Annotated in this window: 11 protein-coding genes and 3 tRNA genes; 3 read left to right on the top strand and 11 right to left on the bottom strand. The window is 45.2% G+C overall.

The window, feature by feature from the left end; translation table 11 throughout:
- Positions 1 to 159: 159 nt before the first annotated feature.
- Positions 160 to 3,399 (bottom strand): pullulanase-type alpha-1,6-glucosidase, encoded by a 3,240-nt coding sequence (pulA, locus tag K5620_RS01475; RefSeq protein ID WP_016399805.1) that lies wholly within the window; start codon positions 3,397 to 3,399, stop codon positions 160 to 162.
- An 894-nt stretch (positions 3,400 to 4,293) separates the two neighbouring features.
- Between pulA and codB the strand changes: the two genes are divergently transcribed.
- Genes codB through codA form a run of 3 tightly spaced genes read left to right on the top strand, consistent with a single transcriptional unit; the run spans position 4,294 to position 8,014 of the window.
- Positions 4,294 to 5,553: a cytosine permease gene (gene codB, locus K5620_RS01470; RefSeq protein WP_016399808.1), complete on the top strand. Its 1,260-nt coding sequence runs from the start codon at positions 4,294 to 4,296 to the stop codon at positions 5,551 to 5,553.
- Positions 5,554 to 5,564: 11 nt separating this feature from the next.
- Positions 5,565 to 6,761: a PucR family transcriptional regulator gene (locus K5620_RS01465; protein WP_016399809.1), complete on the top strand. Its 1,197-nt coding sequence runs from the start codon at positions 5,565 to 5,567 to the stop codon at positions 6,759 to 6,761.
- On the top strand, positions 6,758 to 8,014 hold the full coding sequence (gene codA, locus K5620_RS01460) for a cytosine deaminase (protein WP_016399810.1): 1,257 nt from the start codon (positions 6,758 to 6,760) through the stop codon (positions 8,012 to 8,014). The genes K5620_RS01465 and codA overlap by 4 nt, the downstream gene beginning before the upstream one ends.
- Before the next feature lie 95 nt (positions 8,015 to 8,109).
- Here codA and K5620_RS01455 read toward each other — a convergent pair whose 3' ends face one another.
- From K5620_RS01455 to K5620_RS01410, 10 genes are all read right to left on the bottom strand, one after another.
- Positions 8,110 to 8,655, bottom strand: coding sequence for a lipid-binding SYLF domain-containing protein (locus K5620_RS01455; RefSeq protein WP_016399811.1), 546 nt, complete (start codon positions 8,653 to 8,655; stop codon positions 8,110 to 8,112).
- A gap of 99 nt (positions 8,656 to 8,754) precedes the next feature.
- On the bottom strand, positions 8,755 to 9,786 hold the full coding sequence (gene galM, locus K5620_RS01450) for a galactose-1-epimerase (protein WP_016399812.1): 1,032 nt from the start codon (positions 9,784 to 9,786) through the stop codon (positions 8,755 to 8,757).
- Positions 9,787 to 10,045: 259 nt separating this feature from the next.
- On the bottom strand, positions 10,046 to 10,927 hold the full coding sequence (locus tag K5620_RS01445; RefSeq protein ID WP_016399813.1) for a substrate-binding periplasmic protein: 882 nt from the start codon (positions 10,925 to 10,927) through the stop codon (positions 10,046 to 10,048).
- Between the two features lie 148 nt (positions 10,928 to 11,075).
- A complete protein-coding gene (locus tag K5620_RS01440; protein ID WP_016399814.1) occupies positions 11,076 to 11,942 on the bottom strand; it encodes a type 2 periplasmic-binding domain-containing protein in 867 nt (288 codons plus the stop codon).
- A gap of 423 nt (positions 11,943 to 12,365) precedes the next feature.
- A tRNA-Pro gene (locus tag K5620_RS01435) sits at positions 12,366 to 12,442 on the bottom strand.
- A 252-nt stretch (positions 12,443 to 12,694) separates the two neighbouring features.
- Positions 12,695 to 12,770: transfer RNA gene (locus K5620_RS01430), tRNA-His, on the bottom strand.
- A gap of 30 nt (positions 12,771 to 12,800) precedes the next feature.
- Positions 12,801 to 12,877 (bottom strand) — tRNA-Arg (locus tag K5620_RS01425).
- A gap of 163 nt (positions 12,878 to 13,040) precedes the next feature.
- Entirely contained in the window at positions 13,041 to 14,579 is a 1,539-nt protein-coding gene (locus K5620_RS01420; RefSeq protein WP_016399816.1) for a glutamate synthase-related protein, read from the bottom strand.
- Positions 14,580 to 14,712: 133 nt separating this feature from the next.
- Positions 14,713 to 15,165 carry a DUF3291 domain-containing protein gene (locus K5620_RS01415; RefSeq protein ID WP_016399817.1) on the bottom strand — a complete coding sequence of 151 codons (453 nt, stop codon included), beginning with the start codon at positions 15,163 to 15,165 and terminating at the stop codon, positions 14,713 to 14,715.
- Positions 15,156 to 15,665, bottom strand: coding sequence for a GNAT family N-acetyltransferase (locus K5620_RS01410; RefSeq protein ID WP_016399818.1), 510 nt, complete (start codon positions 15,663 to 15,665; stop codon positions 15,156 to 15,158). Before K5620_RS01410 ends, K5620_RS01415 begins: the two co-directional genes overlap by 10 nt.
- Positions 15,666 to 15,997 lie beyond the last annotated feature (332 nt).

Here is a 15,997-nt window from a genome sequence, read left to right as displayed (position 1 = left end):
TGCCAAAGCATACATCACACATTGATTGGCTAAACAGCTAAGTGCAAGGCCTCCATTTCTGCTTGTGCCTTCCCCTACACCAAAGACTAGCAAAGAAAAACGGCTACCCGAAGATAGCCGTTGTTGTTGCTGCAGTATCGGCTGCAGTATTTACCAGATTTATCCCTTCACTGGTAAGCCATCACCACGTGCAGCCAAACGAGGCTGAACGAACACTGCAGTGGTCATAGCAGGTACTTCAAAAGTGCCGTCAGCAAACTCAGCGTCTTTAACCACTAAGTCAGTTGAACGTTGCTGTACGGGGTGCAACTCAAAACCCTGTGCATTGTTAATGCTAACTTGCTGGGTTTCTGCTGTTGCGTTTACCATCACCACAATCGCATCATAGTTAATGTCTAGGTCAGCCCCTGAATGAATACCATTGTCGATTGATTGCACAATCACACCCGGTATTTGGTCTACCCCGGTATTGTGGAAGTCGATACGCGCCATAATGTCTTGCTTAGCATTCATGCGGAATAGCGTTGAGCTGGTGCGCATTTCCATCAAATCAAAGAAGCGTAATTTGGCATCTTCAATATGTTGCGGCTCGGCTTGAGTTTCAGGGTTAGCAATGATTTTCTTAATCACATCATAGTTTGCACCATCGATGTGTTTCATCGGCAAACCCTTGTTCCAGTTGTTATCTTGGGCGGTGAAATCAACACGGTTGTACCAATCACCCGAGTCGTAGCTATCACGCTCCATTGACTTAGAGCGTAGCAACTCTGAGCCCATGTGGATAAACGGTATACCTTGACCTGTCATCACTGTAGATAAAGCAACGGTTTGCATACGTGCACGTTGCTCTGGCGTTAACTCTTCAGCCAATTTGTACTGATTAATGTCCCACAGAGTTTGGTTATCGTGCTTAGATACGTAAGAAATATTCTCTTGGGCACTTTCGGTGTAGCCTGCTGGTTGCTCATCACCACCATAAAGCAATTCACTGCCTTTAATGCGATCGCCATTACGGTCAACAAATTGGAAATCGGCCAAGTTACCCGCCATACCTACACGAATAAGGTCGGCGTTGTACATCCAAGTTTCGTTGTAAGTGCTGTCAGGCGTATCGGCATTGAGTTCATTGGCCAAAACTGCATTGGCAAAACCTTGCTGCTTACGTAGCTGATCACCATCATCAAATGGGCTACCACCACGAATACCATCACGTAAACGGTCAGAGAAGGTACCTATCCCAGTGCCAGCCATGTTTAGCTGGTTTGCTTGAACAAAACGAGCGTCATCTTGAACTTCACCAAAGGTCCAGCCTTCGCCGTAAAAGTAATTATCTGGCGATACTTTTTGCACTTCCTCGAGCGCTTCGATCATTAAGTCTTTTGGTTGGTGACCCATTAAGTCAAAACGGAAACCATCAATTTGGTAGTCACGCGCCCACACAATTAACGAGTCAACCATCAGTTTACCCATCATTTTGTGTTCGGTAGCGGTGTTGTCACAACAGGTTGAGTTTTCCACTACACCGGTATCAATGGTTAGGCGTTGGTAGTATCCCGGTACAATTTTATCCAATACCGACTTATCGTTGCTAGGGCCAGAACCATGGGTATGGTTATACACCACATCCATAATCACTCGCATATCTTGCTGATGTAAATGCTTCACCATTTGGCGGAATTCTAGAATACGCTGTTTGCCATGTGCATCAGTAGCATAACTGCCTTCTGGCACATTAAAGTGGAACGGGTCGTAACCCCAGTTAAAGCTATCGTACTGGCGTAAATCGTTCACTAAAGCCTGCACTTTTTCAGTGGCAGGATTTTCATCAACATAAGCTTGCAGCACATCTTCAATCACCGCCGACTTATCGGTACCGTCTTCACACACACCTGCATTGGCATTTAGCTCACACAGCTCACCAATGGTGCCATCAATGTCTACGCGATTTACTTCATCAACCGTAGCAATATCAAACACTGGTAACAGGTGCACATTGTTTAAGCCGCGGTCACGTAACTGCATTAAATGCTTATAACTGGCGCGTTCTTCATCGGTAAAGGCTAAGTACTTACCGGTATATTCTGGGTTACCATCTTCATCGGCAAAACTAAAATCTCGTACCTGTGTTTCGTACAATACGTAATCGGTAGGAGAGTCAATGGTTGGCGGAACAATGCTGTCCCAACCACTTGGGAACAATTCACTGTCATTTTGTAAATCGACAACCTGCGAATGGGTGCTATTAGCCGATAAACTGAGTGAGTAAGGGTCGGTCACCATTAGCGTTTCAATACGCTGACTATTTGGGTGGTATACCTCAACTTGGTAACGGTAAAAAACATCCACCATATTAGGCATCGCTTCGCTAGACCAAATACCCGTTGCAGGATCAAACTCCATAGCCACAAAGCCTTGATCGGCGTGTGCGCTTAAGTCTTCATCGTACAAGGCCAGATTTACATCTTTAGCCGTTGGCGCCCAAAGACGGAAAGTTGTTAAGCCGTCTTGAATCACCGCACCCAGCGGCTCATCTTTAGCATTTTCCCAATACAGATCATCTAGCGCCCCAGGAATTTGCAACAAGGTAGCGGCAACCACTTCTTCATCTTGATTATACGCCGCAGCCACTAGCTGACCTTTTATCACCTCGGCAGCTTGTTCTGCATTTAATTCGTAAGCTTGTAAATGCGACAAATGAGGGAATTGAGCTTTCACATCTGCTGGCATCTCGGTAATGTTTAATTCTAGGGCTTCGCCACCCTCAATCGTTTTATCTTCGACATTTACCGAAATGCCGGCATTAGCAGAATGGTACAGTTTAAACTGGCTACCATTTGCATCCCATAGAATGAGGTTATCACGCACCCAGTGTGCACTTGCGCCAACAATGCCAACTGGAGGTTGGTTTACCTCGGTGTAATCGGTATCTACATACACGTTGTCATCGCCCGCCTTTATCAAGCCATGTTTGTAGTCAGTGTAGTAGAAGCGTAGATCACCAGTTTGGCCACCCTGCTCTAAATTACGCGGGATCATATTGATACACTCACCGGCATGATAAGCGTCAATCACCCAGTAAGCGCCGTAAGTTTCGTTAATGCCGGTGTATGCCATGCCAGCATCCCAACCACCTGTAGCGTCACCGTCGCTGCCATCGCCCCAACCATTACAACTGGCATCGTTCCAGCCGTGAATAGTCCAACCTTGGTAGTATTCCTCAAAAGACTGATTGCTTGCTTTAGCATCGTCTAAACGGTAATAAACGGCAATTTGACCGTCTTTTAGGTCTACAAGACCGTTTTGATCACCATTGTCATTGTTACTGCTGCTATTACAGGCAGCCAACGAAACCGCCGCCAACACTGGCAAAGTTAACTTTGCAACTTTGGATAATTCCATTCCGAGATAACCTCATTAGTTTTATTTTTATAGTGTTTAATGCTTTGAAACTTTCATTTTTCAGCCTATACACCTAAATCAACCAAAACTGTGAGATATGCCTAGCTCAGGTTTAAGCGCTCAAATATCAACCAAGCAGTTTCTAATTTGCCAGCCTTTGTCACTATATTATTCTAAAAATTAAAAATAACTTAGATAATAAAACCATAAACAATTGTTATTTCAGACCTTTAAGGATTTTTAGAGGTAGTTTGCAAGCACTGACTTAAAAAAGAAAAGCACCAGTAATCAGAATTAGTGCTTAAAAAGGGGCTAACTTTCCATTGAGTAAGTGCTAACAGAAACAGCACTAAACTAGGGTCTGTTGATCTTTGGTGTTGAAATTTTGTTCGAGATAAGCGGGCTTTAATCGCGGCGAGCACTTAGAAGCCTAGTGGGCTAAGCAAAAAGTGCTTAACAAAGAGTAAAGTTCGCTTATCCGAACCCTTCGGGCAGCATTTCTTAGCCATTTATTCAGCGTTAGCGAGTGATTATTAAGCCCACTTAACTGCACACTCACTGCCTTGCTTAAATGGCTAACAAATTGCTGCAAAAACCATCAGCAAAGATCAACAGACCCTAGGCATAGTTACGCCCCAAAAACCATCAGATACGCGCCATAGTAGTGCGTTTAATTGCAGCCTTTTTCGAAACAAATTTCTCCAGCCCTACTCGCAGCAATTTTATGTGCAAGCGGTACATTTCGTGCAGAACAAAAATCACCCATTTGCACAACAAAACTCAAGCCAAAAGAAGAGCATATTTGGCACAGCTTTTGGAACGCTTAACACGATGGAATAACTAGCGTGACCACCAATATAGCGATTGTTGTCACCAATAGATGGAGTTAACACAATGAGCCAAACTAACGATTTTCCACTCTCGGCGGTTCCACAAGACGCCCGTAAAGGTTTTTGGTCTACCGCTTTTTTACTTTTAGGGTTTACTTTCTTCACTTCCACCATGTGGGCAGGTGGCACACTGGGCACCTCATTTAGTTTCACCGAGCTGCTGTGGATCATACTAATAGGCAATTTGCTATTAGGTAGCTATGCCGCTGGACTGGCTTATGTGGCGTATAAAACCGGCTTAAACTCGGTATTGCTAGGGCGATACTGTTTTGGAGAGCATGGTAGCAAGCTGTCTGACATTATCTTAGGTTTTACCCAGATAGGGTGGTACGCCTGGGGTACCGCCACCATAGCGATTATTTTGCTTAAGCTGCTCAACTTACCCGAAAGCTACGCAACACCTTTAATGGTGCTGTTTGGTTTTGGCTTTTGTATTACCGCGTTTATTGGCTACAAAGCCTTAGAAATTCTTTCCAAAATATCTGTCCCCGCCATGTTGGCATTTATCGGCCTGTCGATTTACCAAGGCAGCATTGATATTGGCGGCTTCTCTCAACTTAGCAGCATTGCGCCAAGCGATACCATGGCATTTTCTGCGGCAATTACTTTGGTATTTGGGACCTTTGTGAGCGGCGGAACCCAAGCAACCAATTGGAGCCGTTTTGCTAAGTCTGGCCGCATAGCGGTTATCACTACTTTGTTAGCTTTCTTTATTGGCAATGGCTTAATGGTATTTGTCGGCGCGTTCGGCGCAATGGTTTACCAACAAGCCGACATCGTAGACGTACTGGTAAGCCAAGGCTTTATTCTGGTTGCTATTCTGATGTTATTTGCCAATATTTGGACAACTCAAGATAACACTATTTATAACTTTGCCGCTGCCGGCTGTAACTTAATGAGAACCGACAAGCGCCGCTTAATTACTCTAGTAGGTGCGGCCATCGGCACCCTGCTAGCAGTATTTGGCATGTACAACCTGCTTATCCCATTTTTAATCCTTTTGGGTACCTTTATTCCCCCGATTGGCGCCATCATCATGGCTGATTTTTGGTTTAAACATCGTGGGAACCCACCAGCATTAGAGCAAATTAAACTGCCTAGTTTCGATAAATGCGGTTTAGCTGCGTACGCGGTTGGTTCGGCTGCAGCCTACTATTCCCCTTGGATAGCGCCGTTAGTCGGGATTGTTGTATCGGCCAGTTTCTATGGTGTATTGCTGCACATTAGCTCGGCTCAGCCCTTAGCCAAACAAACGGCCAGTTAAGGAGGTAGTGCTTGGCTATTCGCGCTAAAGATATTCCCCTAATCCCCGGTTTAGAGAGCATTAACTTGCTTACCGGGGAAGCTTCTCAACAAGCGATTCGCTGGCCATACTTAGCCGAGAACAAAGAGCTAGCACCTTGGTTAACCGGTGGTGAACTCGTCTTTGTTACCGGTATAAATTTACAACGAAGTGAACAAGAGTATTATCAACTTATTGATGAAGCCTTAGAAAAGTCGGCGGCAGGCATGGTGATTCTGACCCACTCAGAATTTATCGACACCATTCCCGAGAGCGTGATTAGCTACGCCAACCAACATCAATTTGCAGTACTAGAGCAGCCTTACAGCTTGCCTATGGTTAAAGTTACCGAGCTAATTTGTAAGGCCTTAATTCAAGACAACCTATCTAGCCACTCGCTACAGCACTTTATTAGCCATGTGATTAATAGCCCCAACCAACTGTCGATGTTGTCTCGACACCGCGCCAAAGAATTAGGCTTAAACTTTGATGCAGCCATTAGTATTGCCCAGCTACAACCACAAGTTAGCGATGCAAGTGACTTAAATGTTTGGGTATTTCAACTTCGCCAATGGCTAAATCGCATGCGAAGCCCCTACCCGCTAATTGAAGATCATCACGGCTGGTATTTATTGTTGCCCATTCAAGCTCAAGACTCTTTAGAGCAACAGCGTAGCCTTTGGCAGCAGCTCAATCAGTATTTAATGCAACAAAAGCTTAAATACAATTTGGGTGTGAGTGTTAGCCCACAAGGGCTAAACCAGTTGGCCAATGCCGCTTTGCAGGCTAGACAAGCTGCAGAGTTTAGCCAATTACAAAGCCATCATTCCGCCATTGTGCACTACTTAGATTTAGGGGTGAGTCGAGTATTTGCAGCTATTGAGGATCCGCAAGTTTTACTGAACTTTTGCTGCGACAAACTCGGGCCCTTATTCCATTGCCAAGAACCTAGCTTAATTACACTTAAGCATACGCTGCGCTGCTACTTTGACAATTTAGCCAGCCTAAGACAGACCGCCAAAGAGCTAAATATTCACCGAAATACGCTCAGCAATCGTCTCGCCAAAGTACAAACACTCACTGGTTGTGACCTAGAACAAGCGCAGCAACGTCTAGAATTACAAAATGCCCTGCTGATGGAGCCAATAACAATCCAACGGCAACAACATTCTGTTCAAGGATTATCATGAAAATTATTAACGCACGTTTAAGAGGGCAGACAGAGCTGTTTAGTCTATCTGTTGCCCAAGGGCTAATTACTCACATCACTCCGCAAACCGCGGCTTTATCAGCTAACTTGCCAGAATATGAAGAAGCGATAGATGCGGCTGGTAATTTATTATCTGCTCCTTTTGTTGAGCCGCATATTCATTTAGACGCAGTGCTCACTGCCGGTCAGCCCTCTTGGAACATGAGCGGAACTTTATTTGAAGGAATTGAGCGCTGGAGCGAGCGAAAACCGCTGCTCACCCCCGAAGACATCGAACAACGCGTGTTAAAAACCGTGCAACTGTTGGTAGAAAATGGGGTGCAGTACATTCGCACCCATGTGGATGTGACCGATCCACAACTTACCGCGCTTAAAACCATTGCCAAGCTCAAATCTAAGCTGTCTTCAGCAATTAATTTACAAATTGTTGCCTTTCCCCAAGAAGGGATCTGGTCTTTTCCCAATGGCAAAACCTTAATGGAGCAAGCCATTAAAGAGGGAGCAGACGTAATAGGCGGAATTCCCCATTTCGAATTTACCCGCGAATATGGGGTAGAGTCGATGCGCTGGGTGGTGGAGCTCGCAAAACAACATGACCGATTGGTAGATGTACACTGCGACGAAATAGACGACGAAGCATCGCGCTTTTTGGAGGTGCTAGCCACCGCAGCCTTAGAGCTTGATATGGGTGAGCGCGTTACCGCCAGCCACACCACCGCGATGCATTCTTACAACAACGCCTATTGTTCTAAATTATTCAGGCTGCTTAAAAAGTCTAAAATAAACTTTGTCTCTTGCCCAACCGAGAGCATTCACCTGCAAGGCCGCTTTGATACCTACCCTAAACGACGCGGCGTAACTCGAGTGAAAGAGCTATGCGAAGCCGGCATGAATGTCTGCTTCGCCCAAGATTCTATTCAAGACCCTTGGTATACCTTAGGCAACGGTAAACTGCTACGAGTATTAGACGCGGGTTTACACATCTGCCACATGATGGGTTACAAAGAGCTATCTAAAGCCTTAGATCTTATTACCAACAATGGCGCCAAAACCCTACAGGTAGAAGCTGAATACGGTATTGAAGTAGGCAAACCTGCAAACTTTATTTTGCTGGAAGGAGAAGACGATTTATCGGTGATTCAACGCCAAGGCGAAGTATTGTTATCGGTACGAAATGGCGAAATACTGATTCAGCGTCAACCAGCTAAGCTAATTAAACGCTGTTCCTTTTAGGCTGACTAAACAACAAGTAATCGGCTAGAAGGTGCTTAACAGCTTACAAAAAACGGACCTAGTAGGTCCGTTTTTGGATAACTATAGCTATATGTTTATTCGGCAGTAAAGTTAAACTTCTGTCCGCCAATACTGGCTTCATACATTAAACCACCTTTAGCTAAGGTAAATACTGCATAACCACTTACATAATGCGCTTTAGATTGAGTTTCGCCCGCGGCTGCTCCAGTACCAGAAGTACCCGCTTGAGCGGAAGCGCCAACGGTTAGAGCCACTGCGCTAGCTTGAGCACCAAACTCGAAGCTACCGCTAGTAAACTCGTCGTAAGCGCGTTTATCTTGAAGGAAAATGATTTGGCTAAACGCTTGCCCACCCAGCTGGAAACCAAGTGTAACTTGGCCCATATTCACGCTGCCTGTAGATGCTCCGCCTCGGTAAACTTTACCTTCGCCGTAAGCGCCACCAATGCCAATGCCACCCTTACCAATGGTAGGAAACACCGCATAGCCATAAGCATTGTTAAAAAATGGGGTAGTTCGATCAGATTTTTTAAACTGCTGAATCGTAGCTTGATAATCGTCTGCGACGGCTTGAAAGCTTAATACAAGCACACCAACGCACAGTGCCAACCATTTCTTCATAAATAAACATCCCTAGATTTGGAGTATGGTGCAAGCAGCATACACGATGTATGTGAAAATCGGTACGCTGCCTAGAAAAACTTCAATATTTAGGAAAGTTTATGCCGTGGGTTGATACAGGCGATAACAGGTTTGATATTGATAACGTTCACCTGGCTTTAACCAACAGCTTTGGTGTGGCCAATCTGGGCGGTTGGGAGAGTCTGGCAGGAATTGGGTTTCTAAAGCAACGCCACTATGAGCCTGATACACTTCGCCATTGTGCCCCGGATTACCAGTTAAGAAGTTACCAGTATAAAGCTGGATCGCAGGTTTATTGGTATACACTTCCATTGCTAACGACGCGTCATCGGCAATAATACGAGCGACTGGCTTGCCTTCACTCACTACCTGCTCTTGCAGCAAGTAACTATGGTCGTATCCGCCCACTAGCTGCTGATCGGGATCTTTCTTAAGGTCTTTAGCAATCAGCTTAGCTTGCCTAAAATCAAAGCCAGTACCTTCTACAGGTTTTAAGCCATCAACCGGAATACCATCTGCTGCTACCGGTAAGTAATGATCTGCTGCAATGTATAAGTGGTGCTGTAATACCGTTGAGCTAGCGGCATTCAAATTAAAATAACTATGGTCGGTAAGATTTACCGGACAGGCTTTATCTACAGTAGCTGAGTAATCCAGTACTAACTGATTATCTTCATCTAAGGTGTAATCAAGCTGCGCTTGCATATTACCAGGAAATCCACACTCTCCATCGGCTGAGCTAATAGTAAAGCGAACTTTGTTGTCTGCCAGCTGCTCACCTTGCCAATCGCGGTGGCTAAAATCGTTGGCGCCATGTAATTGATGCTCATCTTGATTGGCACTTAAGGCATAAACCTGCCCTTGGTACTCAAAGCGCGCTTGCTTGATGCGGTTAGCATAGCGCCCCACCGTAGCACCTAAGTAAGCGTCTTGTTTTAGGTAATCCTCAAAGCTGTCACAACCCAGAACCACTTCACGTAACTCACCGCTACTAAGTTTTATTTTCAAACTGGCTAGAGTGGCTCCCCATGCTAGTACGGTGGCCTTACTCCCCTTAGCATTCCTAAGGGTAAACGTTTGCACTTTTTTATCTTGCTGTGCGAAAGGCATGAAAAACTCCTAAAACTAATTCAATACAATGAGAGTAACAAAAAGGTGGAAAACCTCTGCAACCCGCTAAATAAAGCGATACTAGCCTAGCTTAACGGAAGATTTTTGATGCAGTCCACAGTTCAACATAAGACGCAAAAAACGTAATAGCCTTAACAACAAAAAAGTGAAGTTCATCACCTTTCATACTAGGCGAAATGACAATGTTTTCACAACCAATATTGCTGTTTGAATTAACTAAACAGCCAAATACATGCGCTTACCGCAAATTTTTAACAAGGTTGGGGAGTACCCAAAGTTTATCTTCATCAATCGGCGTCTTTGGATGTAAAGACGGGTTGCGTAGTTTAAACACCAAGCGATTTTCCATTAAATCTGCCAATTTATGGTAATTAAACTTTCTAAATAGTGCGTCGAAACTGCCATCATCAATGGCCAGCCTTAAGCCTTGCTCTAAACGCTCTGCTAAGGCGGTGTTTTCTGGGTTTACGAAGTAATAAATGGGTGCGGGATAACTGAGTAATATTCTTGGCTCTGCAACAAAACCTTCCCGTTGATGCTGTTTTAATTCAGCGTCTATTTCACTAATACCTCGAGGGAAATAATCAAAACGACCACGCTCCAACATGCCAAACAAACCTTCATAGGTTTTGCCCTCAATTACTGGCAAACGATTGTATTCTAGTATCTCGATATCAGGCCAGCCCATACCTTGCCCTGCGCGCATCTGGCCCAATTCACTAAGCTGTTGAATGTCCTTAAATCGACGTAGGTCTTCTCGGCGGATCATCAATACCCGCTGGCCTAATAAGCCCTTCAATAAAGGAATGCGTACAGCCAGCAGTTTTGACTCACGCTCAAGGCTGGTCATTGTCCAAACAATATCGATACAACGCTTACGCTGAACTTGCTGTAAGGCTCGGTCTTGCATCATCCTAACAGCGCAAGTTTGAGTGGTGTAAGAACCGTGGCTCGCTTCTGTTTTGCTTAAGGCTAGCTCTAACAACTCAATGAAGTATTGATGTCGCTGATCTTTGTCGCTTTCTGGCTGAACGTGTCTCACCACTAGGTTTGCCGCATTGGCCCCAGTAACGAGGGTAAAAATCACTAACAGCATTAAACAGCGACGCAGCATTGGCATTATTCACAATTAACTTATCAAGTTAATTGTATGTAATGGATTTACTTAATAACAAATGATTAGATCAATAAAACATCAAAGCATGTAAAACTTCCAACATCCAGCTGATGCTCAGCGCGATTGAACAATAAAAGGGACAACAAGTGGGTTAGTTAAACTTAAGCCAAAGCGGGCTTTGCTCGCTAGGGGTGCTAGCGTGTAAATAGGGGTTATTTAATTTAATCACCGTGCGAGATCTCAGCTCGTTAACGAGATTGTCGTATTGATAGCGAGAAAACAGTGCATCAAAGCTACCATCGCTAAAGGCGATCCATAAACCTTGTTCGATACGCGCTGCTAACTCGCGGTTTTGCTTGCTTACAAAATAATAGATAGGTGCACGATAACTAATTACTAAGTGCGGCTCAGCCACAAAGTTTTCACTTTTATGCTGCTCTAATTCATCAAAGATTTCGTTAATTCCACGTGGGAAATAATCAAAGCGCTGACGTTGTAACATGCCAAACAAACCTTCGTAATTCATGCCTTCAATTACGCCAATATTGTTAGCACGTAGTATTTTGTTGTCTGGCCAGCCGCTGCCTTGACCAGCACTAAAAGCTTGTAAGTCTTGAAGAGATTCCACCTTGGCAAAACGACCAATATCTTGTTGGCGAATCATCAATAAGCGCTGTCCAAGCAGCCCTTTTAGCAGTGGGATCCGTATAGGTAATAAGGCCTCTTCTCGCTCTGCGGTGCTCATTGTCCACACCACATCAATACCGTCGTTATTTTGCAGCTGTAGCAAGGAGCGATTTTGGCTCATTTTGGCCTTATTACTCTCAAGACGAAACGGCCCAAGCTCCTGCTCAGTTTTAGACAAAACCAAGTCGAGTAAATCGATAAAGTAGCGATTTCGTAAATCTTTTTCGCCTTGCGGCGCAATATGGCGTACCAGCTGAGGGCTTAGCTCAGCGGCAATAGATATCGAACAGAGCGATAGACTGGTAAACACAACGAGAAATAGATGTTTCATTGTTGCTCAAGCTGTACTCATTTACTGCTTAGTGTACAAAATATCAGCAAGTGACAATAGCCTTTCAAGCAAATCTTGCGTAAGAGCTCAAGTAAACAGGGCAAGACTTCATGGAAGGCGGCCGATGATAGCCAAAGTTAAAAGGCGAACTCCCCATTCATTGCTCAATTCCAAGCTATAGAAAGCAAAAAGCCTGCTCGATGAGCAGGCTTAAAAGGTGGCCGGTGATGAGCCAAGGTTAAGAGTCGAACTCCTAGCTCTTACTCATTATTCAGTCATAAAAAAAGCCCCGTCATTACTGACGGGGCTTTCTAAATGTGGTCGGTGATGCGCCAAGGTTAAAAGGCGAACTCCCCCATTCATAGCTTAATTCCAAGCTGCAGAAAGCAAAAAGCCTGCTCGATGAGCAGGCTTTTTAGAAGGTGGTCGGTGATGAGAGATTCGAACTCCCGACCCTCTGGTCCCAAACCAGATGCGCTACCAAGCTGCGCTAATCACCGATTTTCTTGATACTTCAGAAGACTAAACCCTCTGGTCCCACTCTATATGAGCTTCGCGACGATGCGCTACCAAGCTGCGCTAATCACCGATTTTCTTGATATTTCAGAAGACTAAATCCTCTGGTCCCACTCTTTATGAGCTTCGCGACGATGCGCTACCAAGCTGCGTTTATCGTCTTAGTTATTTTAGAGCAAGCTCTTAGCAATAACCAAACTATTGCGATAACAACGAAACTCGTTGCATCTAAATAATGGGGTGAGTAATGGGATTTGAACCCACGACAACCGGAATCACAATCCGGGGCTCTACCAACTGAGCTATACCCACCACTGAGTATTTCGAGCGTTTCCGAAGCAATGGCGCACCCGACAGGAGTCGAACCTGTGACCTTCGCCTCCGGAGGGCGACGCTCTATCCAGCTGAGCTACGGGTGCTCAATGCTGGCGGAGGCGTATATTAGGGTTTTCGCTCCGCCCTGTAAAGACATTTTATAAAAAAACTGGTAATTGCTGGCTTTTCCAGCAAGCCTAGAAAAAGCCCTTAATTTCAAGGCTACTTAAGCAACAAATAGCTGCTTAAATAGCCAATAAAACAACACTACACTGCGCTAAAGCCTGCGTAAGCAATACCGCTTAGATGGGCCATTTCTCTATGCCAAGTTGCCAAATCGTCTTTAGTGAATTGATTAAGATGATGATGCCCACATGCTCGCGCCATAACCTGCATTAGCGCTACCGATGCGTCAAAGAAATTAGCTAGTTGCTGAGCCGATTTGTCCACATTTAAACGCTGGCGTAAATCTGCATTTTGCGTAGCAATCCCAGCTGGGCAATTATTGGTATTACAGATCCGCGCTGCCACACAGCCTATGGCTTGCATAGCGCTATTAGATACCGCTACACCATCGGCGCCTAAAGCCATGGCTTTGACAAAATCCATAGGTAAGCGCAAGCCGCCGGTGATGATTAAACTCACCCTGCCACTGGCACCTTGTTGATCAAGATAACGTCGCGCTCTCGCTAAGGCCGGAATGGTAGGCACACTAATATGGTCCCTAAATATTTCTGGTGCCGCGCCGGTACCGCCGCCACGCCCATCTAAAATGATGTAGTCAGCGCTGCTATCTAAAGCAAATTGAATATCTCGCTCGATATGGTTGGCACTTAACTTAAAACCAATGGGAATGCCGCCGCTTATTTCACGCACCCGATCGGCAAAGTGTTTAAAGTCTTTGCTACTGTGTAAATCGGCAAAGGTAGGCGGGGAGATTGCCGGTTGTCCTTCAGCGATGCCGCGAACGAGAGAAATTTTGCCATGGTTTTTATTGCCAGGTAAATGACCTCCGGTACCGGTTTTTGCACCTTGGCCTCCTTTAAAGTGAAAAGCTTGAACTTGAGTAAGTAGTGATTCTTGATAACCAAATTTGGCGCTGGCTAACTCATAAAAGTAACGGGAATTTTGCTGCTGCTCCTCTGCCAACATGCCGCCTTCACCAGAACAAATTCCTGTTCCGGCCAGCTCGGCGCCTTTAGCCAACGCAGTTTTAGCTTCTTCCGATAAGGCTCCAAAACTCATATCAGAGACAAACAGAGGAATCTTTAGCTGCAGTGGCTGTTTCGCCTCTGGGCCAATAATCAGTTCTGTGGCCACAGGTTGATCTTCCATCAAAGGCTTTTTGGCCATTTGTGCCACCATCACTTGGATGTCGTCCCAATGTGGCAGAAGATGCCTAGGTACCCCCATCGAGGTCATTGCTCCATGGTGGCCCAGTTTTGATAAACCTTCACGCGCCAATTGATGAATAAAGGCAACGGTGGGTTCTTCAGTTGTAGGCGTGGCTTGCGGTGCAGCACTGTTAGTTTGAGGCTGTGGGGCTTCTTGGCCTATTTGTTCGGCACTAAACTGCTTATGACTGCCATCACAAAATGGGCTATTCGCAGTGGTTTTACACGCACACAAATAAGCATCACCTCTTTCTTCTGCGGTAAAAGTCTTGGGGCTAAGGCCGGTACCTGCATGGCTACCATCACAAAAGGGTTGCGATTTAGAACGACCACAGCTGCAAAAGTAGTATTGGTCCCCCTTAGTTAAACTCACCTTTTTGGGTTTGTTATCGGCGATAATCGGCTTAGTCATACCCTCTCCTTGCGCAAAAATGGCGGGGCATACTCGCCCTGCATTTACTTAGCTTAGACGCTTTCTATCCAAAGGGGAGCAGCAAAGCCTGAGTAACAAAGGGTGCCAAAGGCTATTAAAAACAAACTTTAGGTTAGCGCTGTAAGGCGTCTTCTGCGCTAAATGTTTTTTTGAAACTAAAGGCCTGAGCCGTATCTCCGTGCTGCCTTAATAATTCTAAACGCTCAAGTGCCTCAGCGGTGCTGGGAACATGGCCATCTTCCACCCACCACAATACGTAAGTTGCCAACGGCGATTTATCAAACCACTCTGCCCGGCGTTTCATAATGTCGATGTGATGGGTTTTAAACATAAAGTGCTGCAAACTAGCTAAGGACTGCCATACCGATAAATTGACAATCATCCTTGGGTTATCAAAAGCTTGCACATCGGTAGCGTTGCCGGTGTCATCTTTAAGCCGCCAAATAAAACCCTCGCTCGCATCAGCAATGGCATTAATGGGATCTAAATTATCGACAAAATCTTTGAGCAGGGGTGAATCTAAATCATCTTTGGCGGTAGCAATATTTAACTGCGCTAGTTGCATGTTTTCTCCTTAGTTTGCTCATTAAGTGTTAGCCGCATTGGCACATCGATAATGCCCTTGGTATCACGCTGTTCTTGCTCGGCAACAAAGCCCCAAGCCTGATACATCGCTTTAGCAGATAACGACGCATTAACCGTAAATTCGCCCTTATTGCCGTTTGCTATACATAGGGCTTTAGCGTGTTTCCAAAGGCGACTTGCTATGCCTTTTCCTTGAGCAAGCTCGGCAACAAAAAGGTGATAAAGGTGACTGTTATCCCGAGTGGCAACCACACCTAATAACTCCACCTTACCTGCCTGTTTTTGCTCGGCGAGGTGATAGCAAAAACCCTCGCGGATATAAGAACGAATAGCCCTTTCGCTCATCGCTCTTAGCAAGCGTTTTGCTCCTTGCTCGGTAAAATCGTCCAGCAAGTAACGACGAGACAAATCGCAAAGTAATTGGCTAATGGCCGCTGCATCCTCCACTTTGGCAGCTCGGATGGTTACATATGAATCCACTTATTTTCCTCGTAAAAACCAAAGCTTGAACTAGGGTCTGTTGATCTTTGGTGTTGAAATTTTGTTCGAGATAAGCGGACTTTAATCGCGGCGAGCACTTAGAAGCCTAGCGAGCTAAGCAAGAAGTGCTTAACAAAGAGTAAAGTTCGCTTATCCGAACCCTTCGGGCAGATTTCTTAGCCATTTATCCAGCGTTAGCGAGTGATTATTAAGCCCACTTAACTGCACACTCTCTGCCTTGCCTAAATGGCTAATAAATTGAGGCAAAAACCATCAGCAAAGATCAACAGACCCTAAGTATTCCAGCAGCATTTGCACAAACAATAAGCATA

Origin of the sequence: Agarivorans albus, from assembly GCF_019670105.1 — a bacterium.
GTDB classification, from domain to species: domain Bacteria; phylum Pseudomonadota; class Gammaproteobacteria; order Enterobacterales; family Celerinatantimonadaceae; genus Agarivorans; species Agarivorans albus.
The sequence above is the reverse complement of the archived record's forward strand: the minus strand, read 5'-3'. Positions and strand labels throughout refer to the sequence as shown.